The following is a 23812-nucleotide window of genomic DNA, read 5'->3' as shown; positions in this document are numbered from 1 at the left end:
CCACCGCCACCTGTGTGCACAAACGTGCTGGGTGCTGTATACGGGAACGAGCGTGATGTTCAGTGCGGCCGATTCGGGAGAGGTTGGGAGCCGATGGGTGTTGGTGGTCTTCGATTGGCCTCGGTAATCGCCGCCGCGGCTGTGCTCGGGAGTGGATCCATCGCGGCCGGAGTTCGTTCGAACGCGACGCCGCCGGACCCGATCATTGCCAACGGTTCGGTGTTGGCGTCGGTGACGACCGAGGATGGGTCGAGGATTGCCGCGGTCGATATTCGTGATGCTCGCAATCTGACATTGACGGTGTATTCGGGGGCGATGGGCCGGGAGCTTTCGGTGCAGGTGCAGCGGCCCGCGGATACCGGTGCGGCACGGCCGACGGTGTATCTGCTGGCCGGGGTGGATGGCGGCACCGATGGTTCGACGTGGGCCACGAAGACCGATGTCATGCGGTTTTTCGGCGATAAGAACGTCAATGTGGTGCAGCCGATCGGCGGGGCGTACAGCTACTACGCCGATTGGCGTGCGGCGGACCCGGTGTTGGGGGTCAATAAGTGGCAGACGTATTTGACTCGCGAATTGCCGCCGTTGATCGATGCGGCGCTGGGGACCAATGGGCGCAATGCCATTGCGGGGATCTCCACGTCCGGCACATCGGTGCTGTCGCTGGCGATTTCGAATCCCGGGCGGTACCGCTCCGTCGGCGCGTTCAGCGGGTGCGCGCAGATCAGTGATCCGGTCGGGCAGGCATTCGTCGAAATGTCGGTGCGCAAGGGGCACGGAGATCCGGTGAATATGTATGGGCCGCCGCAGGATCCGATGTGGGCGGCCCATGATCCGTATGTGAATGCCGAGGGGCTGCGCGGGTTGAATTTATACCTGTCGGCGGGGAGTGGAATGCCGGGGCCCTACGACAATCCCACCGATCCGCATACCCAGACCCCGGCGGAAGGTGGGCTCCCGCTCCAGGTGACCATGGGCGGCGCCATCGAGGGAGCCACGGCCTGGTGCACTCGCAATCTGCGAGACCGGCTGAATCAGCTCGGCATTCCCGCCACCTTTGATCTCGAACCCACCGGCACCCATTCCTGGGGCTATTGGGAACGCGCGCTGAAGGATTCGTGGCCGGTGCTCAGCAATGGGCTCGGCGATATCTCCTGACTCACTCGGGCTCACCGCAGCAGCGCGTATCCACGTGACCGATCGCGGACAATCGGCAGAAGCACGAGGCATCGATCGGCGCATCCGCCACGGCCGTGGCCAATTTCAGCTGCTGGGCGATGATTCGGGCCTCCCCGGCCTTGCCGAGGCGCACCACTGCGTTGATCCCACAGCGCCCACGGCGTCTGATTCATGAGCGCGTCGGCGAACAGCGTTGCGACATCGAGATCATCCGGAAACCGCTGGTAGACGCCGCGCATGGCCGCGGCATACTCGGCATTCCAGACCGACCCGTCCCCATCGGGCACCTTCGCTGGGTACCGCGCGGCCAATGCCTCGATCAGCGCACGCTCGACCTGCGAACCCCCGAGTTCGGCGGCCTTGCGGGCGGCGTCATGGGTCCGCGCGACCGTATCGGCCAACTCCGTCTCGTCGAAGAACTCCCACGGCTTGTTGTAATTCGGCCCCAGCGCATATGCCACCCCCCAGGCGGCCATCGCGCACCCCGGATCCAGCTGTGCAGCCCGCTCGAAGCACCGCACCGCCTCCTCATGGTTGAAGGCGTATGTCCAGATCAGCCCGCGATCGAACCACCGCTGCGCGGCAGCCGACACCGTCGTCACCGGCCGCGCATAAGTTCCGAGATCGTAGTAGTCCACGGCCATTCTCCCGGGCTCGGATATGAGTGGATCTCAGCCTTCCGGACGATTATGCGCCCCGCGACCACTGATCGACGCCGCCCACAGTTCTGCCCGACGATCTCTGCGGCCTCAGCATTCGACGACGGCGACCGCGAGGCCGCCCTGGGAGGTCTCCTTGTACTTGTCGAGCATGTCGGCACCGGTTGCGCGCATGGTTCGGATGGCCTGGTCGAGGGAGACGTGGTGGATGCCGTCGCCGCGGACGGCCATTCGGGCGGCGGTGATGGCCTTGACAGCGGCGACGCCGTTGCGTTCGATGCAGGGGATCTGGACCAGGCCGCCGATCGGGTCGCAGGTCAGGCCGAGGTTGTGCTCGATGCCGATTTCGGCGGCGTTCTCGATCTGGGCCGGGGTGCCGCCGAGTACGGCGGCGAGTCCGGCGGCGGCCATGGCGCAGGCCGCGCCGACCTCGCCTTGACAGCCGACTTCGGCGCCGGAGATGGAGGCGTTCTCCTTGATCAGCTGGCCGATCGCCCCTGCGGTCAGCAGGAATTCGATCACGGCGTCCGCGCTGTCGGTGACGAACCGCTGAATATAGTGCAGCACCGCGGGAATGATGCCCGCCGCGCCATTGGTCGGTGCGGTGACGACGCGTCCGCCCGCCGCGTTCTCCTCGTTGACAGCCATCGCGAACAAGGTCACCCATTCCATCGCACGCAGCGGATCTGTTTCATCGGCTTCGAATATCAGGCGATCGTGCAGTGCCGCTGCCCGCCGCCGCACACTGAGCGCGCCGGGCAGGACACCGCGGGTGGTCATGCCACGTCGGACGCAATCCTGCATAACGGCCCAGATATCGAGCAGCTCGGCACGGATGTGATCGGCACTGCGCCAAGACATTTCGTTCGCCAGCACAATGGCGCTGATCGGCTGGTTCGCCGCGAGAGCGAGCAGGTCGCGCCCCGAACGGAATGGATGCGGCACGGCCACGACCTCGGCCGGTCCAGCGATCTCGTCCTCGTCGAGTACGAAACCACCTCCGACGGAATAGAACTGGCGTTCACCGAGCACGCATCCGACATCGTCGAGAGCGCGGAACAGCATGCCATTGCTATGGAAGGCGAGTTTGGTCCGCCCGAGGAGTTCGATGTCCTCCTCGATGAGGAAGCCGATCGGGTGCACGCCGCCCAGGTGCAGCATGCCGGTGGCGCGCACGTCGGATGTGGTGCGCGCCACCACCTTCGGCTCGACCACCTCGGGTCGTTCCCCCGACAATCCGGTGACGACCGCCTCGATACTGCCGTGCCCGCGCCCGGTCGCGCCGAGTGATCCATACAACTGCACCCGTACGGCAGCCGTATGGTGCAGCACCCCATCGGATTTCAGCCGATCGATGAACCGCGCCGCCGCCCGCATCGGTCCCACCGTATGCGAACTCGACGGCCCGATGCCGACCCGGAACAGATCGAAAATGCTGACCGTCATGCCGTACCGCGCAGACCCGGGTACAGCGGGAACCGGCGTACCAGCGCATCGACGCGCTCGGTCGATTCGGCGATGGACTGCCCCCGCAGTAGCGCGACCGCGATGATATCGGCGACCTCGGTGAACGCCTCGATATCGAACCCGCGGGTGGCCAGCGCTGGCGTGCCGATCCGCAGTCCCGAGCTGACCATCGGCGGGCGCGGATCGAACGGAACGGCATTGCGGTTCACCGTGATGCCGATGTCGTGCAGCAGATCCTCCCCCTGCTGACCGTCGAGTTCGGAATCGCGCAGATCGACGAGCACCAGGTGCACATCGGTGCCGCCGCTGACGACATTGATGCCCGCCGCCCGGCAGTCCGTGGCGAGCAACCGTTCGGCGAGCAGGCGCGCACCGGCGAGAGTGCGCTCCTGACGTTCCCGAAACACCGGTTCGCTCGCCATTTTGAACGCGACGGCCTTGGCCGCGATCACATGCTCGAGCGGCCCACCCTGCTGTCCGGGAAAGACCGCCGAACCCAGCTTCTTGGCCAATTCCTCGACCGCGAGAATGAATCCGCCACGGGGTCCGCCGAGCGTCTTGTGGGTTGTCGAGGTGACGATATGCGCGTGCGGCACCGGCGAGGGATGCAGCCCGGCCGCGACCAGACCGGCGAAGTGCGCCATATCCACCATCAAATACGCGCCGACTTCATCTGCGATGCGGCGGAATTCGGCGAAATCGAGATGGCGCGGGTAGGCGGACCACCCCGCCACGATCAGCTTCGGCCGGTGCTCGTGGGCGAGCCTGCGCACCTCGTCCATATCGATGAGATGGTCCTCGGCCCGAACGTGATAGGCCGCGACGTCATAGAGCCGTCCGGAGAAGTTGATCTTCATCCCGTGCGTGAGATGACCGCCGTGATCCAGCGCCAGCCCGAGGATGCCGTCACCGGGCCGCAGCACCGCGTGCATCGCCGCCGCATTCGCCTGCGCCCCCGAATGCGGTTGCACGTTCACGTATTCGGCGCCGAAGAGCCCGCGCAGTCGCTCGATCGCCAGCGACTCGATCTGGTCGATATGCTCGCACCCGCCGTAGTAGCGACGCCCCGGATATCCTTCGGCGTACTTATTGGTCAGCACCGATCCCTGCGCCTGCATCACCGCGAGCGGCGCGTAGTTCTCCGATGCGATCATCTCCAGCCCGTGCTGCTGACGGTCGACCTCCCGGTCCACCAATTCGGCGACGAGCGGGTCGAATTCGCGCAGTGTGGCATCGAGTTCGGTTCGGATAGCGGAGTCGGCCATGGGGAGCCTTTCGTCGACGCGTGCGCGTAGGTGGCTCCTCCCGCTCTGTCCAATGGCCTGAGAGATTCACGCACCCGGTCGGTGCGTTTGCCCCGTCGGCGAGTGCGCGTGCACTGCTTTCCAGAGTTGCCTGAGCGCAGCGGTCCTGGGCCTGAGAGATTCCCGGGAGGTGTTGCTCCTTCGGCTTCCACATACGGTGTGGAGATCTCCCGCTGCACGTCGAACGGCGGATATTCGGTTTCGCAAGAAGCCAACAAGTTGCGTAAGTCGCAACACGAAGCTCCATACGCAACTCAGTATTGGACCAACCCAACCCCATGTCAACACGAGAAGGACAACCGAGATCAGATAACTTTCGATCCCACTCGGCGCGGGAGTTCAGCCCAGATAACCGAGGCGGCGGCTGATATCGGCGGCGCTGGCGATGGTCAGTTGGGCCACGTCGGCGAAGCGGTCCGGACTCAGGCGGTAGGCCGGGCCGGAAACGCTCAATGCCGCAACGACGGCACCGGTGCTGTCGTAGACCGGCGCGGCGACGGCGTTCAGGCCGATCTCCAGTTCCTCGCGTACATCGGCCCAGCCGTTCTCGCGCACCGCGACGAGTTGTGCGGCGAGGTCGGCGACCCTGGTCAGCGTATTGGTGGTGAATGCCTCGAGTTTGGCGCCGACGCGCTTGCGCATCTCCCCCGGCTCCAGATCCGCGAGCAGTACCTTGCCGCTGGAGGTGGCGTGCGCCGGACAACTCTGACCGACCCAGGACCGCAACGCGATCGAACCCGGCCCGTGCGCCTCGGCGATATTGATGATCCGACTACCGTCCAGCACAGCGAGATTGGTCGTCTCACCGGCCTCGATCGCCAGCGCGTTGCAGGCGCTCTGACTCTGTCCGACGAGATCGACCTGGGCACTGGTGGATCCGGCGAGCCGAACGATCGAGAAACCGAGCCGATACTTGCCGCGCTCGGACAGTTGCTCGACGTATCCCCGCGATTCCAGCACGGCGATCAACCGCGAAACGGTAGATTTGTGGACGCCGAGTTCGCCGGCGATCTCCGTGACGCCCGCCTGCCCGAGCTTGGCAATGATCTCCATGACCAGCAGCGCTCGGTCGACGGACTGCACCGCGGCCGTCCGCCCGTTGTCCTCGACACCTTGTTTCGCCATGACAATCGCCATTCTAGGTGGTTGTGGCTCCCATGCTGCCGACCCGTCGTTGCACCGCCGCGATTTCGCGCAGGGCATCGTTGAGCAGGCTCCGATTCAACGGCGAGAGTTCCGACATCATGACAATATCGCCGGGACTGTGCCCAGCCGACAACTGCTCGACCTGATGCACCATCCGCAGGCGCTGCAACATGACGAAGACCTCGGTCAGCATGGTGACATCCCGATCGGTGAGCGCACCAGCACTCGCCGCCGCTGCCAATCGCACCGGGGTGGACGCCGAGGTCACGCCCGCCGCCAGCCCACCCCAGCGCGCCAGGTTGACGATCGGCGCCAGCGCATGGTTCTTCAGGTCGAAGGTGCCGCCGCGCCGGGACAGCACATCGCGCAGTGACCGTGTCCGCACCCGTCCCGATAACGCGTCCAGCAGTTGCAGCCGCAGCGCATTCGGGTGTTCGGCCCGCATCCGCCCGAACGCCGCTGGCACGGTATGCAGCGCGGCGTCGCCCCACACCACCCGCCCGTCGATGAGCAGCGACGACAGGATCAGCCCCCGATCCTGCAGCGGATCGTCGAGCCAGCCCTCGGCCGCCCGCGCCCATTCGGTGCGCGACCGGGCGAACTTCGGCTTCGCGGCGATGGCCCCATTACTGTCCGCAGGTAGTCCGCAGGCATCGAGAATCGCGTGCACGCGCGCCGCGACAGCGCGCAATTGCCCACTGGCCGAGGACAATTCGTCGGACCACGAGAGCGCACTGTCGACATCCGATGACGGCATGGCCTCCCGGCGCGCGACGCTGCCGAGGATCAACCAGGCGAATCCGTCACCAGGTGCATCCGCGAACTCCGCCAATGCCAGCTCGAGCGCCTTGCGGACCACCGAGTCGATGACGACCGAGAGGATCCCGCTGGTCGCCGAAGCCTTCGTGCCATTGCGGAACAGGTCGACCACCGTCGCCGTGATCTCGCGCGCTGCCCGCTGCAACTGGACCGCATCCGTGGCCGCCCCGATCGAGCGACGCAATACGAAACTCTGGCGCGCCGATGCCGCGAGCAGGTCCGCGTCCTCGAGCACGCCGAGCACCTCGCCCCGTCGCGAGAGCACCGGCATATGCCGTAGCCCGCATTCGAGCATCTCCATGAGCACGGTCTCGGCGGTCAGATCGGCGGTGACCCGACGGGCCGGTGCGCTCATCACCCGGGAGATCGGCACGTCGACCGGAAGTCCGGCCGCCACCACCCTCGTGCGCAGATCGCGATCGGTGAAGATGCCGAGTTCGCCGTCCGGCAACCGGATCAGCACGGCGGAGACGCGCTGATCGGTCATCCGGACGACGGCCTCCCGAACACCGGTGTCCGGTGTCACGAAAACCACTGTGCCGGAAACGAGTTCACCGACCGGGCGGTTGCCCAGCACGGATGCCACCGGGGTCCGATTGCCCGATACCGTTTTCCACGCCGACGAGGCGAGGAAGGCAAGTCCGTCCGGTTGGGCGAACTGCTCCCGGACCAGTACGCCGGGCAGCCGGATCAGCACACTGGGTTCGGTTGCCCGCGCCACGAATTCGGCGCTGCCACCGGTCAGCAGCGGCACATAGCCGAAGATGCCGCCGGACTCGACGGTGTCGATCGTCGCGCCACCGTCGTCGCCCCCGCCAGCGTCCCCCGCCTGAACGACGGAACCCGAGCGCCGCCGACTCGTGGGGTCGGTGCCGGTGCCCTGCAGCGTGACGGCACCCGTCCACAGCATCCAGACGTCATCGGGCACCTGCGTCGAGTAGTCGGCGATCACCTCGCCGACGGCGAACTCGTGCAACGACGAAGCCGCCGCGAGCTTGTCCAGCTCGGGCGGCGTCATCGATTGGAACGGCGCGTGGTCACCCAGAAACGCCGCTAGCTCGCCCTCCGGCACCCCGGACTCAGGTTTCCCTGATCAGGTCCGCGCACTTCTCTGCCATGGCCATGACAGTAATGTTGGGGTTCACGGCGGGCAATTTCGGCATCGCCGAAGCGTCGACTACCCGCAATCGGGAGACGCCCTTGACCCGGAGCTCCGGATCGAGCACCGCCATCGGATCGTCGGGCGCACCCATCCGCGCCGTTGCCGCCGGGTGGTAGACGGTGTTGTGGGTGGCGCGAATGTAGTCCAGCAGCTCGTCGTCGGTGACCGCCTCCGGGCCGGGTGCGAGTTCTCGCGCGATCCACTCCCGCAACGGCGCCTGCTCGGCGATCTCGCGTGCCAACCGGACGCCGGCGAGCATGGTGCGTTCGTCGTGGCCGTCCGGATCGGTGAAGTACCGCGGGTCGACCTTCGGCCGATCGCGGAAGTCGCGGGTGCGCAATCGGACCGTGCCGCGCGAACGCCCCTGGGTGACATTGGGTGTCAGACAGAAGCCGTTATCGGTGGTCGGGTAGCCGTGCCGCAGCGTGTTCATATCGAACGGCACGCTGCCGTAATGCATCATGATGTCGGGCACGCGAAGCGTTTCGTCCGAGGTGGCGAATACCCCGATCTCCCACCACTGGGTGGAGGTGCCGATCATGGGTTGCGCGGCTTCCCAGAACACCAGACCTTCGACGTGGTCGTCCAGATTCGAGCCGACACCCGGCGCGTCGACCCGCACCGGCACCCCGATTTCCCGTAGGTGGTCGGCGGGCCCGATTCCGGACAGCAGCAATAACTTCGGCGTATCGATCGCTCCGGCGGTCACGATGACCTCGCGCCGTGCGGAGGCGGTGTCGTAGCCGGTCAGATCGGGCCGCTGATAGCGCACACCAGTCGCGTTGCGCGCCGCGTCGAACAGGATCTCACTGACCCAACATCCCGTGCGCACCACAAGATTGGGCCGCGAACCGAGAATCGGATGCAGATAGGCGTGCGACGACGACATCCGTGTCCCGTCCTCGCTCGCATTGATCTGGAACCATCCGGCCCCGTTGCGCACCGTTGTGCCACGGTTGAATTCAACGGTCGGCAGTCCGGCCAGCGCCGCGGCCTCGAGGACGGCGACACCACACGGATCATTCGGCGGGATATCCCGCAGCCGCACCGGCCCGCTGCGACCGTGCTGCTCCCCCGGCGCGTGATTGTTCTCCAACCGCGCGACATAGGGCAGCACCTCGGCCGCACCCCAGCCTTTGGCGCCCATCGCCGCCCACTCGTCCAGCCCCTCGGCGGGCGGCCAGAACGCGATGCACGAATTGTGTGAGGAACACCCACCGAGCACCTTCGCCCTGGCATGGCGCAGATAGCTGTTGCCGCGTTCCTGCGGCTCGACCGGATAGTCCCAGTCGTAACCGGAATCGAGCAGGTGCATCCACTGTGCGAGTTCGAGGATATTGCGATCGCCGACGTCGGTGGGCCCGGCCTCCACCAAACACACTGTCACATCCGGGTTTTCGCTGAGCCGCGCGGCGAGTACGCAGCCGGCCGTCCCGCCGCCCGCGATCACGTAGTCGAAGACCGTGTCAGACATCGGAACGCACCTGCGCCGCATGCGAGGCCAATGTCCCGATACTCTTGCGGCCCTTGACCAGATACCACAGCAGCCCGGCCCCGAGGATCGCACCGATGTAGACGAATGCGCCCCAGGTGTTGTACCAGGGATTGCCGTAGACGGCCTCGCGCGGCCAAGCCAGGTTCAACGCCATCGCGATACCCCACACCACGGCAACGATATTCACGACGATCCCCCACCGACCCATCGAGAAGTAGCCGCCGGCCTGCAGATCCTTCGGCGGCCACTGCCCCTGGAACCGCTTCTTCAGCATCGGACCGGTCACCATGAGGTAGGCCAGGTAGATCATGATGATCGCAATCGAGGTCAGCACCGTGAAGATCTTCGGCTGACCGATATTGATCACCAGGATGAGCGCCGCGAGCACACCGATCAGCACCGCCGGAACCACCGGGGTCTGGGTCTTCGGATGCACCCGGGCGAGCTTGTCGCCGAACGGCAGCGCGTTATCGCGGGCCATGGCGAAGGCCAGCCGGATGGCGGCGGTGTGCACCGCCAGCGAACAGACCGTCACCGCGATCACGATGCAACACAGGAAGATCGTGCCGAGCGGACCCCACATCACCTGTTCGACAATGTATTGCAGACCACCGCTGGAGCTGCCGATCTGCGGATCATCGAGATCGGGCGCCGCCATCACCGCGAAAACCAGGATGGCCCCGCCGATGACGAACGACGCGAGCACGGCACGCAGGATCGCCTTGGGCGCGGTGCGCCGCGGCTCCACCGTCTCCTCACCCAGTGAGCTCGCCGTATCGAAGCCGTACATCACATAGCCGGAGGCGAGCGTGGCCACCAGGAACGCGCTGAGGTAACCACCGGATTCGGCCGCACCGTAGCCGTGGGTCGAGAAGAACACCTGCGGGCCGCGAGTCCAGTTGGCCGCCAGGATGATCGCGATCAGTACTGCGGCGATCAGTTCGATGAACACGCCCGCACTGTTGATCATCGCCATCAGACGCACACCGAAAGCGTTGACGGCCGTGGTGAATACGATCATCACCGTGCCGAGCACGACCGCATTGGTCGCGTAGTCGTATTGACCGGTCCCGTCACCGATGAACTGGAATCCGCTCCACAGTCGTGGCAGATTCAGCTGTAGTGCAAGCACTACCGCCGACAGCGTCACGATCGAAGCGGTCAACATCAGCCACCCCGAGGACCAGCCGACGATCCGGCTGCCGAGCGCCTTGGACCAGTTGTACACCGACCCGGCGACCGGATACTTCGCGGCGAGCTCCATGAAACACAGGGCGACCGCCAGCTGACCGACGAAAACCAAAGGCCACGACCAGAGATAGGCCGGACCCGCGGTCCCGAAGCCGAAATAGAAGAGTTGGAACGTACCGGTGAGAATCGAGATATAGCTGACACCGGCCGCGAAGCTGGCGAACTTGCCGATACTCCGGTCCAGGGATTCCCTATAGCCGAAATCCTCCATGCCGTTGTCGTCGGACACATTGTGTTCCTTGACCACCATTACTATCGTGCCTTTCGCGGTGCGGCCGTCCGGGCTGTCCGGCCGAGATTTGAAATTTCGATCAGACGCTCTTGAACCACTCCGCGGGCTTTGGTGCCGTGTTGTGCCAAATGTGTTTGATTTCTTGATATTCGGCCAGTCCGGTCGGGCCGAGTTCGCGTCCGTTGCCGGACTTCTTGAACCCGCCCCATTCCGCGGCCGCGGCGTAATAGCCGAAGTCGTTGAGCCACACCGTGCCGTGGCGCAATGCGCGCACCATGCGCTCGCCGCGCGCCGGATCGGCGGTGCGCACACCAGCGGCGAGACCGTATTCGGTGTCATTGCCGAGCCGAATCGCCTCGGCCTCGGTGCTGAATCGCTCCACTGTGAGGATGGGGCCGAAGGTCTCCTCCCGCACGATCCGCATGGACCGATCGCAGTTGTCGAAGATCGTCGGTAGGAAGAAGCTGCCGGCGGCCAGCGCCGGATCACTCGGCCGGACGCCGCCGGTCACCAGCTTCGCACCCTCCGAAATGCCCAGCTCCACATACGCTTCCACCTTCGCGCGGTGTGCCTCGGAGACCAGCGGGCCGGTCTCGCTGGCCGGGTCGAGGCCGGGGCCGACGCGGATCAGCTCGGCGCGGCGCGCCAATTCGGCGACGAAGTCATCGGCGATGGACTCCTCGACGATGAGTCGTGTTCCCGCCGAACAGACTTGACCCGAATGCAGGAATACACCGGTCAGCACCTGGTCGACCGAACTCGCCCAGTCGGCGTCGGCGAAGACGATGTGCGGGTTTTTGCCACCGAGTTCCACCGCGACCTTGGTGACATGCTCCGCGGCAACCCGGGCGATCGTCTTACCGGTCGCGAGGCCCCCGGTAAAGGAGATGAAGTCGACATCCGGCGTATCGATCAGTGCCGCGCCGAGCATCGCACCGCTGCCCTGCACCAGATTCAGCACTCCAGCGGGGACACCGGCCTCCTGCGCCAAGCGCGCGAAGGCAATGGTGCTGAGCGGAGTCACCTCGCTGGGCTTGGCGACCATCGTGCAGCCCGCGGCGAGCGCGGGCGCGACCTTCCACGACATCTGCAGCAGCGGATAGTTCCACGGCGCGATCAGCACGCAGACGCCGATCGGCTCCCGGACCACCCGGCTGAGCACCGCTGGATCACCCACGTCGATCAGTCGATCGGCCTGCCCGACGACCAGACTCGCGTAGTAGCGGAACACCGAGATCACATCGTCGATATCGATGCGGCTCTCCACCAGCGTCTTGCCGGTATCGACCGTCTCGAGGTGCGCCAACTCCTCCTTGTCCCGCGCCAGCAGGTCCGCGATCCGCGCCAGGAGTGCGGCGCGCTCGGCGACCGGCGTGGCAACCCAGGCCCCGTCGTCGAAGGCCGCGCGGGCGGCGGCCACCGCGCTGCGCGCATCATCCGGTGTGGCCTCGTCCACGGTGGCCACCACCGTGCCGTCGGCCGGGTTGACGATCTCGCGCAGGCCGCCGTCCGCGGCGTGCGCCCATGCACCGCCGATGAGCAGGTCCGGGTTGCCGTTCATCTCAGGTCACCTCACGTCGCCGATACAGCCGTGCACCCATGTGTGGAATTCGGAAATGTGGTGCTCGGCGGGTACAAGTACTCCGCCGCTACGGTAAGCGCGCGAGGACATTGTGGGTTGGGTTCGCTCACATGCCGCGAAATCTTGTTCGTTCACCCGGTGGAACAATTCGACCGAATGCGATACATCGCGGCCTTCCGCGACCACATCGGCGGTGTAGAGCCAGTCGCATTCGACAATGGTGCGATCCGCCGATATCGGATACATCCGATGGAAAATGATGTGGTCCGGTACCAAATTCACGAAGACCGTCGGCTTGATCGTGATCGCGTAATAGCGGCGATCCTGTTCGGCGCGCACGCCCGGCAGCCGCTCGAATCCCGCCGAACCGTCGACGGTGAACCCGGCGATTTCCGGGCCGAATTCGGCGCCGTGCCCGACGAACACCTGGGCGGCCAGGCCGTCCGCGAACTCCGGCAGTACCTCGGTGAGCTCGGGGTGGATGGTCGCACAGTGGTAGCACTCCATGAAGTTCTCCACGATGAGCTTCCAGTTCGCCGCGACGTCGTAGACCACGCGGCGGCCGATCCGCAGCTGCTCGATGCCGTAGGAGTCGATCGCGGTCGAGCTGCCGAGCCGTTCGGTGACCGCGCCCATGACATCGTCCTCGAACGACGGCGGCTCGTCGGCGAGGCAGACCCAGGCGTAGCCGAGCCATTCCCGCAGCGCCACCGGGACCAGACCGTAGGCGACCCGGTCGATATCCGCGCCGGTCTCGTCCTTGAGGGCAGCCATATTGGGTGCGGCGACGAGCTTGCCGTCCAGGCCGTAGGTCCACGCGTGATACGGGCAACGCAGGTTGCGCCGCACCTGGCCCTCGTCCTCGGTGCACAGCATCGCGCCGCGATGGCGGCAGATATTCAGGAAGGCGCGCAGCTGCCCGTCCCGACCGCGTACCACCAGCACGCTCTCGCGACCGACCTGCACCTTCCTGAACTGCCCCGGATCGGCCAGGTCGGCGGAGCGGAGCGCGCAGAACCACATCTGCTCGAAAATGCGTTCCTGTTCGGCGGCGAAGATGGCCTCCTCGACATACCACTTGCCGCCGAGGGTCGGGATCAGCGCCGGGGTAGCCACCGGCGGGAGGTCCGCGGTCGGCCCACCCGTCGCCCGGCCGCCACCCCCCATGGAATCGCTATGCGATGCTGTTTCCACTGGTCACCAGCCTTTGCGGGTCGAAGAGTGTGATGGGATGCGCGGTCTTCGCGTCGATGGCCAGATCGGCCAGAATTTCGCCGACCACCGGGACGAACTTGAAGCCGTGGCCGGAGAAGCCGCACGCGATGGTCACCCGGGTGGAGTCGGGGTGGCGGGCGATGACGAAGTGTTGATCGGGCGTATTGGAATACATGCAGGTCGCCGAGTGGACCAGCGGACCGTCCAGCGCCGGAAGCAGTCCGGCGGCGCGCTCGCGCATCTCCTGGATCTCGTGCGGATGTACGACGCGGTCGATGGTCTCCGGTGTGCACTCGATGCCCTTGCGGAAGAACGCGGTCTTCACGCCGCCGGTCGGTCCGTCGATCGCCGGAAAACCGTAGATCTGCATGCCGGAACGGTTTTCGGCGATGTAGATCGGCTGGTCCTCGAAAGCCGTTGTGCCGCCGATGGGATCGAGCCAGTACAGGACCTGGCGCTCGATGGTGATCGGGATGCCGAACTCCGCCAGCAGCTGAGGCGCCCATGCGCCGGGGCAGATGACGAGTCGGTCGGCGCGATAGGTGGCCCGTGCCGTCGTGACCGTCACGCCGTCAGCGGTCTCCGCCCAGTCGAGCACCTCTTCGCCGAAGGACAGCGTCGCCCCCGAGCGCAGTGCGAGATCGATATGCGCTTGGACGGTCAGCTCTGGGCGGGCGAATCCGGCCTTGTCCTCGTATACCGCGATATCGCCGGGATCGGGTGTGAAGTTCGGGTACCGCCGGCGGATATCGGCCGCGTCGAGCACTTCGTGCGGCAGTGACCACTCGCGGCTCGCGCGCAGGCTGCCCGCGACCGTCAGGCAGTCCGGCGGCCCGAGGAACAGACCGCCGGTGAGCCGGACGACTTCTCGGCCGCTGTCGGCCGCCAGCCGCTCCCACAGCTCGTAGGAGCGCAGCAGCAGTGGCACATACGCCGGATCCTCGAAGTAGGACTGTCGGATGATCCGCGAGCCGCCGTGACTGGAACCCTTGTTATGGGCGGGCGTGAACTTCTCCAGTCCGAGTACCTTCTGCCCGCGGGCGGCCAGGTGGTAGGCGGCGGCACTGCCCATCCCGCCGAGACCGATCACGATGACGTCGTAACCGTCTGTAGCTGTGGTCATTTCGCTACCTCCTGATCCGGGACATATCGGGGTCGACCACCGGTTCGGTATGCACGATGGCGGTGTAGCGGGTGCCGAGGTATTCGACCTCGACCGCGTCACCGGGGACCGTGGCCGCTGGCAACCAGGCGTAGGCGATGCTGTGGCCGATGGTGGCGGAATAGCCCGCGCTGGTGACATAGCCCGCGCACGCACCGTCGACGTACACCGGCTCCTTGCCGAGGACAACCGCCGTCGGACTGTCGAATACGATGCTGCGCAGGATTTTCGCGGGTGGCCGCGCCTGCTCCAGCGCCTTTTTGCCGACGAAGTCGTCCTTGGCCATGCGGACCGCGAAATCGAGACCGGCCGCGGCGGGCAGATGTTCGGCGGTCATATCGGTTCCCCAACCGCGGTAACCCTTTTCGATGCGCAGGCTGTTGAACGCGATGCGCCCCGCCGCGATGACCTCGTGTGCGTGCCCCGCCGTCCACAGCAGATCCCAGAGGGCACTGCCGTATTCGGCGGTCGTGTAGATCTCCCAGCCGAGTTCGCCGACGTAGGAGACGCGCATCATCGTTACCGGAATCGCACCGAGATAGGTTTGCAGCGCCCGGAAATACTTGAAACCCTGATGCGAGAGATCATCGGAACACAAGGGCTGCACCATATCTCGCGCGGCCGGACCCCAGACGCCGATACAGCAGGTGCCGCCGGTGATGTCACGCAACGTCACCGACCCGTCGTCGGGCAGGTGCCTACTGAACCAGTCGAAGTCCAATGGCCCGTTGGCGCCGACCTGGAATCGCTCGGGCGCCAACCTGGCGACGGTGAGATCGCTACGGACACCGCCGTTCTCATCCAGCATCAGCGTGTAGGTGACCGAGCCGACGCTCTTGTCCAGGTTATTGGTGGTCAGCCGTTGCAGCAGTTCCAATGCGCCGGAGCCGGCGATCTCGTACCGGGTCAGCGGCGTCATGTCGTACATGGCGACGCGCTCCCTGGTCCAGCGCGCCTCCGCGATGGAGATCGGTGACCAGAAGTTGCCCGACCACTCATCGCGCTCGGGAAAAGGCACTCCCTGGTCGCGAAGGCGTTGCGCCAGTTCGGCATTGGCCTCGTACCAGGCAGGCCGCTCCCAGCCTCCGCCCTCGAAGAAGTACGCGCCCAACTGCTGTTGCTGGGGATAGAACGGGCTGGTCCGCAGTCCGCGCAGGGCCGTTCGGTACTGGTGCGGATGGATGATGTCGTAGACCTCGACGAATGCCTGCGAACTCGTCTCCAGAATAAAGCGGTCGCTGCGGGCCACATCCTCGAAGCGGTACAGATCGCATTCGTGCACGTCCGTTTGCGGTGCGCCGTCGATGATCCACTCGGCGGTCGCCTTGGCTACACCGGCCGAATGGGTGACCCACACCGCCTCGGCGACCCAGAATCCCTCCAGATCTCGATGCTCGCCCATGATCGAAAAGCCGTCGGGGGTGAACGAGAAAATCCCGTTGAATCCCTCCTCTACCTTCGAATCGCCCAGCGCCGGTAGGAGTTCCATGGACTCTCGCCAGGCGGGTGCGAAATCCTCCTCGGTGAACGCCAGCATGGATGGCATTTCCGTACTCGCGGTGGCGAGTGTCGACAGGTCCACCGGCATGGGATTGTGCCCGTAGTAGCCGATACCGATCCGGTCGCGATGTTCGCGAAAGTAGAGATCTTGATCTTGATGCCGCAATATCGGCAGGCTGGCCTCATTCAATGCACTATTGCGTCCGTCGAGGGCGGCGATTCGGCCCGTCTTGGCGTATTGATGCGCCATCGGCACCAGCGGCACCACGAGCCCGACCCGTTTCGCCAATTCGGCGCCCCAGAAACCCGCCGCGCAGACGACGATATCCGCCTCGATGATGCCGTCGGCGGTTTCCACCCCCGCCACTCGGCCGCCGCGCTGCACAATGCCGAGCACTTCCTGATGTGCGCGAAAACGAGCGCCGCGCGCGGTCGCGAGTCTCGCCTGCGCGGCCGCCGCGCGCAGCGCCTTGGCCAAACCATCCGTGGGAGTGTGGAATCCGCCGAGAATGCGGTCGGCATCGACTAGCGGGTGCAATGCCGCGCATTCGGCAGGTTCGAGTAGCCGTCCCTCGATGCCCCAGGACTGCGCCCACCCGGCCTTACGGTGCAGATCTCGCCAGCGCTGCGGCGTGGTCGCCACCTCCAATCCGCCGACCGGATTGAAGGCCCAACCCTCCGGATGGTCGAGCGCGAGGAATTTCTCCGTCGTATACCGGGCGAATTCCGTCATTGTTTTGGACGAATTCGTCTGGAACACCAAACCCGGTGCGTGCGAAGTCGATCCGCCCGTGGCGAACAGTGGACCTCGATCGAGAACGGTGACATCGGTCCAGCCGCGCGAGGTTATTTCATCGGCCAAAGAGGTTCCGACGATTCCGGCTCCGATGACGACAACTTTCGGGTGAGCCAAGACGTGCCTCCGATGTTGCTTGCTGCGCAACGCAATCGCATTACGCAACAAATGGTCAACCCGATCCGGCGGCCTGTCAACAGCTGGAAACCAATTGTTCACAAGTTGCCTCCGGGGTTGACGGCGACGGCGAACCCGAGGACACTGTTGCGTTATCTGAGATGTGTTGCGTAATGAGCAACTATGGAGGGCTGATGAGTTCCCTTGCCGAGCAACCGGAAACCGTCACGGCGGAACTGTTCGTCACGCACCTGACCGACCTGCCGGTGGGCGAGGTCGCCACGGTGCAGCCGGACGGTGGCGCGCCGATCGCGGTTTTCCACACCGAGGACGGCCTCTTCGCGATCGACGACACCTGCACGCACCAGGACGCGTCGCTGGCCGACGGCTGGGTGGAGAACTGCACGGTCGAATGCCCGCTGCACGAATCCTGCTTCGACCTGCGCACCGGCGCGGTATCCGGACCGCCGGCCAAGATCGCGGTGCGCACCCACGCGGTCCGGGTCGTCGATGGCGACGTCCTGGTGGTGCCCTCATGAATGCGGTATCGCGTACCGACTCGGTGGTGGTCGTCGGTGCATCGCTCGCCGGCTTCTCGCTGGTCCGTGAGCTGCGCGAATACGGTCACGAGGGCGACATCACGGTCGTCGGCGACGAACCGCACCTGCCCTACGACCGACCGCCGCTGTCCAAGGATTTCCTGCACGACGATGTCGATATCGCGCTCGGCGAGGTGGCCGAGGCGAACTGGATGCTCGGGCGGCGGGCGGTCGGGATCACCTCGACAGCGCACGGGCCCGGCGTCATCCTGGACGACGGCAGCCAAGTCAGCGGAAGCTCCCTGGTCCTCGCCACAGGCGCGCGGGCCCGATCCCTGCCGGGCGCACCGACGCTGCGCGGTGTCCACACGCTACGGACGCTGGAGGACGCCATCGCCATCCGCACGTCGCTGCGCACCGCACGCACGGTGGTCATCGTGGGCGCGGGTCTAATCGGCTCCGAAATAGCCTCTACTGCAGCGAGTTTCGGTATCGAGGTGATCATTGTCGAGCTGTCCACCGAACCGCTCACCGCCGTCTTCGGACCGCGGATCGCACCGATTTGCGCCGCCATGCACACCGCCAATGGTGTACGGCTGCTGACCGGCGTCGCGGTCGACCGATTCCTGGGTGACGAGCGCGTCCGCGCGGTTCAATTGACCGATGGCACCGAACTCGCCGCCGACGCCGTGGTCATCGGCATCGGCGCGGTACCCAATACCGAGTGGGCGCGCGACTGCGGCCTCGAGATCGACAACGGCTTCGTCACCGACTCCCGATGCCGCACGTCGATCCCCGGCATCTACGCGATCGGCGATTGCGCCCGCGCCTACAACGCGGAACTGGGCGGCCACCACCGCAGCGAGCACTGGACCAATGCGACCGTACAGGCCCGCATCGCCGCGGCCGATATTGTCGGCGCAGCACAACGACCTACCTCGACGCCGTATTTCTGGTCGCGGCAATATGGACGAATGCTGCAGTTCGCGGGCCATAGCCGAGCGACCGACGCGGTCCGCTTCCTGGACGGCGACGCGTCCGCCGAGTCGTTCACCGTCCTGTACGAGCGCGACGGTGCACCGGTGGCTGTATTCGCCATCGATAACCCACGCCTGTTCACCCGATACCGCAAGCACATCGAGCGGCTCACCCCCGACGCCATCGATATCTCCAGCGCCATCTCTATCTCCTAGGAGGATTCGTGTCCGAAACCGTGCGTGGCGTGATCGCCCGTAGCAAGGGTGCACCGGTCGAGATCGTCGATATCGTGATTCCGGATCCCGGGCCGCACGATGTGGTCGTGCGCATTCAGTCCTGCGGGGTGTGCCACACCGATCTGCACTACCGCGAGGGCGGCATCAACGATGATTTTCCCTTCCTGCTCGGGCACGAGGCCGCTGGCATCGTGGAGACGGTCGGTGCCGCGGTAACCCATGTCGTCGCGGGTGATTTCGTCATCCTGAACTGGCGCGCGGTCTGCGGTGAATGTCGCGCGTGTCGGCGCGGCCGCCCGTGGTACTGCTTCGCCAGCCACAATGCCAGCAAGAAGATGACCCTCACCGACGGCACCGAGCTCAGCCCCGCCCTCGGCATCGGCGCGTTCGCGGATAAGACGCTGGTGCACGAAGGTCAGTGCACCAAGGTCGATCCGAATGCCGACCCGGCCGTCGTCGGACTGCTCGGCTGCGGCGTGATGGCCGGTATCGGCGCCGCGATGAACACCGGAAATGTCTCGCGCGGCGATACGGTCGCGGTCATCGGCTGCGGCGGTGTCGGCGACGCCGCCATCGTGGGCGCCCGCTTGGCCGGTGCGCGGACGATTATCGCCATCGATCGCGACCCGCAAAAGCTCGAGTGGGCAACCGAATTCGGCGCGACCCACACCATCGATGCGACCAGTGCCGATGTCGTCGAGCAGATTCAGGAATTCACCGACGGCTTCGGCGCGGACGTCGTCATCGACGCGGTCGGCCGCCCCGAAACCTGGAAGCAGGCCTTCTACGGCCGCGACCTGGCGGGCACCGTGGTGTTGGTCGGCGTCCCGACCCCGGATATGACCATCGATATGCCGCTGATCGACCTGTTCTCCCGGGGCGGCGCGCTGAAATCCTCCTGGTACGGCGACAGCCTGCCCGAGCGCGACTTCCCGATGCTGGTCGATCTGTACCTGCAGGGCCGCCTGCCATTGGAGCGCTTCGTCACCGAGCGCATCGCCCTGGACCAGGTCGAAAAGGCCTTCTCCGCAATGCATGCGGGTGAGGTGCTGCGTTCGGTGGTGGTCTGGTGAGCCTGCGCATCGACCGGATCGTCACCTCCGGCACCTTCTCCCTCGACGGCGGCACCTGGGCGGTGGACAACAATGTCTGGCTGATCGGCGATGACACCGAGGTGGTCATCGTGGACGCGGCGCACGACGCCGACGCGATCATCGATGCGGTGGGCGGGCGCAATGTGCGCGCGATCGTCTGCACCCACGGTCACAACGATCACATCACCGCCGCACCGGAACTTGCCGAACGGCTCGACGCACCGATCCTGCTGCACCCCGCCGACGATCCGCTGTGGCGCATGACCCACCCCGCCGTCGACTACGGGTCATTGGCCGACACCCAGCGAATCACCGTGGCGGGCACCGATATCGAAGTCCTGCACACCCCGGGCCACTCACCCGGCTCGGTGTCACTGCATCTGCCCGAGGCCACCGCCCTCTTCACGGGTGACACCCTGTTCAACGGCGGCCCCGGTGCCACCGGCCGCTCGTTCTCGGACTTCGGCACCATCATCGACTCCATCCGGGACCGCCTGTTGACCCTCCCCGAGGACACGACGGTCCACACCGGCCACGGCGATGGCACCACCATCGGCACCGAAAAACCCGCGCTCGCCGACTGGATCGCCCGCGGCCACTGAACCCGCCCCGGTGCCGGGCTCGAGATCAGGTGGAGCCGGCCGCCACCTGATCTCGGTCAGCCCTCGACGTATGCCTTGATGCGCTCGAGGGTTTCGCGCATGCCATTGCGGTTGGTTTTGCCGCGGGCGCGTCCGGCGATCAGCCAGTAGACCCGCAGCGCGAGGTTCTCGGTATTGAGCTGGAACGATTCGGTCACATCGGTGCCGCCCTCGACGGGCTCGAAACGGTAGCGCCAGGTATTGACCGGCATCCCACCCGGCCCGAGCACGGTGAATGCGAATTCGCGGCCGGGCTCGCATGCGACGATCCGGCAGACGGTCCAATACTTCATGCCCCAGTTATTGCGGTTGACGTGCCCGCGGAACTTGACGCCGACCGCGGGAGCCGTTGCCCCGCCGAGCCATTCGGTCTCGAAGGTCTCCGGTGAGAACTTCCCGGTGTTGGTGATATCGCTGACCAGCTCCCAGATCTTCTCGGCGGGTGCTGCCATCCGAACCGTCACGCTATCCTGCATGCCTGCACGCTAGCAGGCGCCTTCTCAGACAGGTAGCTGCCAGGTGATGCGGTATTCATAGGTCTCGTGCATGCGCTTGCCGCTGGCCGGGGCTTTGAAAGATCACCGACACGATCAGGCCCATGGCGGCGCGGGCCAACGGACGGTTCGGGTGTGGTCGTGTTCGAACGTCAGTGGGAATCGTTCCAGAAGGCGACCAGATCGGCACAGACGCGGGCCGGGCGGTCCTCGTTGGGGAGGTGGCCGACGCCCTCGTAAACCGCTGTGCGAGCGTCCAATTCCTCCGCGTAGCGCTCGTGCACGCTCGGGGGCCACACGTCACCGGAGTTGCCGTAGGCAATGAGGATCGGGAGGGCGGTGGCGCGCAGGGCCGCGGTGTAGTCGGTCGGGCCATCCATGACGCGCATGATGCCGATCATGTTCGCCTTCTTGGTCGCGAACATCCGGTTGTGCAGGAATTCGAGTTCGGCGGGTGGGATCAGATTGGCCAGGCTCCGGTTCATCTGCTCCCAAAGTGCTTGCTGGCCACCGCTTTCGATGAGTTGAGCGACCAGTTGCGGCGGGGTGAAGTTGATGTCGGAGGTCAAGTAGGGACCGGATGCCAGCAGCGTGAGGCTGCGGAAGCGGTTCGGCCGGGCGACCAGCGCGGCGCGGGCGACATAGCCGCCGAAGGAATGGCCTACCAGGTGGATCGGAGTGTCGTCCGAGATCTGGTCGACGACCTGGATCAGGTCACCGGCAAAGTCGGCCATGGTGTACCCAGATACCTCATCGGGACCGTCCGACTGCCATTGACCGCGCTGATCGTAAGCGACGCACCGGAATCCGGCCGCGGCCAGAATCGGCAACATGGCCTCGAAATCTTCTTTGGAGCCGGTGAAGCCGGGAACCAATAGCACCGTGCCGCGCGTTTCGACATCCCGCGGCGGGATGGATTCCCAGGCGGCCAGCGGGCCAGCCGCGCCGCGCAGGGTGAACGGAGTGGTCTGCACGGTGGCCTGACTCATCGGTTCCTCCATCGGCGTGCTCGGCACTAGTGCGGCAACACACCTCCATTCTAACCGAGCAAGCATTCGGCATTGTTATTTATTCGAGATATTCAGAACAATGTCATCGGTTCGGTCGGGATGGGTTCGGGCAGCGGCTCGAGTTCGGGCAGCCGCATGCCGACCTCGTCGTGGAAGCGACGGGCGAGATGCAGGGATGCGGCATTGTCCGGGGTGTGGATGAAGACCGTTGGTGAGCGGCCCTCGCGCAGCCATGCCGTGACGATATCGAGCCACGGCTGCCAGCCCGCGACCGTCCGCTCCGTCGAATCGCGGCCGTGATAGCGCACGATCGGGAATTCGGTGAGCGCTCGGGTGCGGCGCGGCACCCGCGGCTTCTTCGCCCGCGCCTCGGCCTCCGCGGCACTTTCGGCGGGCCCGTCGAAAAGCGTTGCGGTATCGAAGGGCACCCATTCGGCGCCGACGCGCGCCAGCACCTGCTCCAATTGCTTTGCGGCGCTCTCATTTTCGAAGAATGCGGGATGCCGGACCTCGACGGCCGAGCGATACGAATCGGGCAGTGTGCGCAGGAATCCGGCCAGCGTCCCGAGGTCGGTCGGGCCGAATGAGCCGGGCAGCTGCACCCACAGCGCGTGTATGCGGGGGCCGAGCGGCTCCATCGCGTCCAGGAAGGTCCGCAGTTCGGCATCCGCACCGTGCAGCCTGCGCTCATGCGTGATCGGCTTGGGCAGTTTGATGACGAATCGGAAGTCGGAGCCGGTCTGCTTCGCCCATGACTGCACCGTATTGCGCGTCGGCGTCGCGTAGAACGTCGTATTGCCCTCCACCGCAGTGCACCAGGAGGCGTAGTGCCGCAACCGCTCCCCCGGCGCGGGTTGCTGTTCCTGCCATGCCGCGTGCGTCCACATCGCACATCCCACGTGAAGCCGCATGCCAGCGACGCTAACGCACTCGGTGCCCAGCCGCCCGGGCGGTCGACCCGGGTCACGTACGCTGACGGCTCCACCTCCACCACCTCGGGAAAGAGATCATGGCGCAGTTCGAGAACGTCAGCGTGGCCAAGAAGGCCAATGTGTACTTCGACGGCAAATGCGTGAGCTACAGCATCGGGCTCGCCGATGGCACCTCGAAGTCGGTCGGCGTGATCCAGCCGTCGACCCTGACGTTCAACACCGTCGCGCCGGAGATCATGGAACTGATCGACGGCGAGTGCAAGGTCACCCTGGCCGGAGAAACCGAAGCCACCACCTACCGCGGCGGCGAATCCTTCAATGTCCCCGGCAACAGCTCATTCGAGATCGAAGTTCTCTCGACCCTGCACTACGTCTGCCACTTCGGCTGATCCGACCGCAATCCGCCCGCACCTCGGCCCGCCGCAACATGGATGCCGACCCGCGCGGTTCCAACCGAGGCTCGGCCAACGCCGCCGGTGTCGAGGCGCGGTTCCAGCCGAGACCTCGACCTCCGCGGTTGCCCTCAGGCGTGGGACAGGGCCGTTGTTTCCAGAGTGTCGGCCAGCGTCGTCAGCGCATCTGCACATCCGGCATCGACAGTGAAGGTGGCCAGGTCATCACCTCGAGTCGAGCCGCGGTTGCCCTCAGGCGCGGGACAGGGCCGTTGTTTCCAGAGTGTCGGCCAGCGTCGTCAGCGCATCTGCACATCCAGCATCGACAGTGAAGGTGGCCAGGTCATCACCTCGAGTCGAGCCGCGGTTGCACAACGGAGCGGGACAGGGCAGTGTTTTCCAGGGTGCCG

20 protein-coding genes and 1 riboswitch are annotated in these 23812 nt (G+C 65.6%); of the genes, 6 read left to right on the top strand and 14 right to left on the bottom strand.

Annotated features, from left to right (window positions below):
* Positions 1–93 precede the first annotated feature (93 nt).
* A complete protein-coding gene (locus tag ABZW16_RS26165) occupies positions 94–1158 on the top strand; it encodes an alpha/beta hydrolase family protein (protein WP_354958687.1) in 1065 nt (354 codons plus the stop codon).
* A gap of 11 nt (positions 1159–1169) precedes the next feature.
* On the opposite strand, the gene ABZW16_RS26160 is transcribed toward ABZW16_RS26165, so the two are convergent.
* The 11 genes from ABZW16_RS26160 to ABZW16_RS26110 form a co-directional block, all read right to left on the bottom strand.
* Entirely contained in the window at positions 1170–1817 is a 648-nt protein-coding gene (locus ABZW16_RS26160) for a tetratricopeptide repeat protein (RefSeq protein WP_354958686.1), read from the bottom strand.
* Positions 1818–1928: 111 nt separating this feature from the next.
* The gene (locus ABZW16_RS26155) at positions 1929–3284 is read right to left on the bottom strand and encodes an L-serine ammonia-lyase (RefSeq protein ID WP_354958685.1); all 1356 of its coding nucleotides are present in this window, start codon (positions 3282–3284) and stop codon (positions 1929–1931) included.
* Positions 3281–4570: a serine hydroxymethyltransferase gene (gene glyA, locus ABZW16_RS26150; protein WP_354958684.1), complete on the bottom strand. Its 1290-nt coding sequence runs from the start codon at positions 4568–4570 to the stop codon at positions 3281–3283. The genes ABZW16_RS26155 and glyA overlap by 4 nt, the downstream gene beginning before the upstream one ends.
* A 35-nt stretch (positions 4571–4605) precedes the next feature.
* Positions 4606–4704: riboswitch (glycine riboswitch) on the bottom strand.
* Between the two features lie 244 nt (positions 4705–4948).
* Positions 4949–5734, bottom strand: a complete 786-nt coding sequence (locus ABZW16_RS26145) for an IclR family transcriptional regulator (protein ID WP_354958683.1) — start codon at positions 5732–5734, stop codon at positions 4949–4951.
* 13 nt (positions 5735–5747) lie between these two features.
* Entirely contained in the window at positions 5748–7592 is a 1845-nt protein-coding gene (locus ABZW16_RS26140; protein WP_354958682.1) for a putative nucleotidyltransferase substrate binding domain-containing protein, read from the bottom strand.
* A 61-nt stretch (positions 7593–7653) separates the two neighbouring features.
* Complete coding sequence (locus tag ABZW16_RS26135; protein ID WP_354958681.1) at positions 7654–9210, bottom strand: GMC oxidoreductase; 1557 nt, start codon at positions 9208–9210, stop codon at positions 7654–7656.
* Positions 9203–10732: an amino acid permease gene (locus tag ABZW16_RS26130; protein WP_354958680.1), complete on the bottom strand. Its 1530-nt coding sequence runs from the start codon at positions 10730–10732 to the stop codon at positions 9203–9205. Before ABZW16_RS26130 ends, ABZW16_RS26135 begins: the two co-directional genes overlap by 8 nt.
* A gap of 61 nt (positions 10733–10793) precedes the next feature.
* A complete protein-coding gene (locus tag ABZW16_RS26125) occupies positions 10794–12275 on the bottom strand; it encodes an aldehyde dehydrogenase family protein (protein WP_354958679.1) in 1482 nt (493 codons plus the stop codon).
* 6 nt (positions 12276–12281) lie between these two features.
* Entirely contained in the window at positions 12282–13463 is a 1182-nt protein-coding gene (locus ABZW16_RS26120; RefSeq protein ID WP_354958678.1) for an aromatic ring-hydroxylating dioxygenase subunit alpha, read from the bottom strand.
* A gap of 7 nt (positions 13464–13470) precedes the next feature.
* Positions 13471–14634 carry an N-methyl-L-tryptophan oxidase gene (gene solA / locus ABZW16_RS26115; RefSeq protein ID WP_354958677.1) on the bottom strand — a complete coding sequence of 388 codons (1164 nt, stop codon included), beginning with the start codon at positions 14632–14634 and terminating at the stop codon, positions 13471–13473.
* A gap of 4 nt (positions 14635–14638) precedes the next feature.
* Positions 14639–17086, bottom strand: a complete 2448-nt coding sequence (locus ABZW16_RS26110) for an FAD-dependent oxidoreductase (RefSeq protein ID WP_354958676.1) — start codon at positions 17084–17086, stop codon at positions 14639–14641.
* A 194-nt stretch (positions 17087–17280) separates the two neighbouring features.
* Here ABZW16_RS26110 and ABZW16_RS26105 point away from each other — a divergent pair, with 194 nt between their 5' ends.
* Genes ABZW16_RS26105 through ABZW16_RS26090 form a run of 4 tightly spaced genes read left to right on the top strand, consistent with a single transcriptional unit; the run spans position 17281 to position 20535 of the window.
* Positions 17281–17625, top strand: a complete 345-nt coding sequence (locus tag ABZW16_RS26105; protein WP_354958675.1) for a bifunctional 3-phenylpropionate/cinnamic acid dioxygenase ferredoxin subunit — start codon at positions 17281–17283, stop codon at positions 17623–17625.
* Positions 17622–18818 (top strand): FAD-dependent oxidoreductase, encoded by a 1197-nt coding sequence (locus ABZW16_RS26100; RefSeq protein WP_354958674.1) that lies wholly within the window; start codon positions 17622–17624, stop codon positions 18816–18818. The genes ABZW16_RS26105 and ABZW16_RS26100 overlap by 4 nt, the downstream gene beginning before the upstream one ends.
* 8 nt (positions 18819–18826) lie before the next feature.
* On the top strand, positions 18827–19912 hold the full coding sequence (locus ABZW16_RS26095; protein WP_354958673.1) for an S-(hydroxymethyl)mycothiol dehydrogenase: 1086 nt from the start codon (positions 18827–18829) through the stop codon (positions 19910–19912).
* Entirely contained in the window at positions 19909–20535 is a 627-nt protein-coding gene (locus tag ABZW16_RS26090) for an MBL fold metallo-hydrolase (RefSeq protein WP_354958672.1), read from the top strand. The genes ABZW16_RS26095 and ABZW16_RS26090 overlap by 4 nt, the downstream gene beginning before the upstream one ends.
* A 56-nt stretch (positions 20536–20591) precedes the next feature.
* On the opposite strand, the gene ABZW16_RS26085 is transcribed toward ABZW16_RS26090, so the two are convergent.
* The 3 genes from ABZW16_RS26085 to ABZW16_RS26075 form a co-directional block, all read right to left on the bottom strand.
* Positions 20592–21050, bottom strand: coding sequence for an SRPBCC family protein (locus ABZW16_RS26085; RefSeq protein WP_354958671.1), 459 nt, complete (start codon positions 21048–21050; stop codon positions 20592–20594).
* 170 nt (positions 21051–21220) lie between these two features.
* The gene (locus tag ABZW16_RS26080) at positions 21221–22057 is read right to left on the bottom strand and encodes an alpha/beta hydrolase (RefSeq protein ID WP_354958670.1); all 837 of its coding nucleotides are present in this window, start codon (positions 22055–22057) and stop codon (positions 21221–21223) included.
* A 92-nt stretch (positions 22058–22149) separates the two neighbouring features.
* On the bottom strand, positions 22150–22989 hold the full coding sequence (locus ABZW16_RS26075; RefSeq protein WP_354958669.1) for a DUF72 domain-containing protein: 840 nt from the start codon (positions 22987–22989) through the stop codon (positions 22150–22152).
* A 98-nt stretch (positions 22990–23087) separates the two neighbouring features.
* Here ABZW16_RS26075 and ABZW16_RS26070 point away from each other — a divergent pair, with 98 nt between their 5' ends.
* A complete protein-coding gene (locus ABZW16_RS26070) occupies positions 23088–23399 on the top strand; it encodes a pyrimidine/purine nucleoside phosphorylase (protein ID WP_354958668.1) in 312 nt (103 codons plus the stop codon).
* The last annotated feature ends 413 nt before the right edge of the window (positions 23400–23812 follow it).

It is taken from the genome of Nocardia sp. NPDC004604 (assembly GCF_040609795.1).
Classification (GTDB): domain Bacteria; phylum Actinomycetota; class Actinomycetes; order Mycobacteriales; family Mycobacteriaceae; genus Nocardia.
This window is presented reverse-complemented; position numbering and strand designations above follow the sequence as displayed.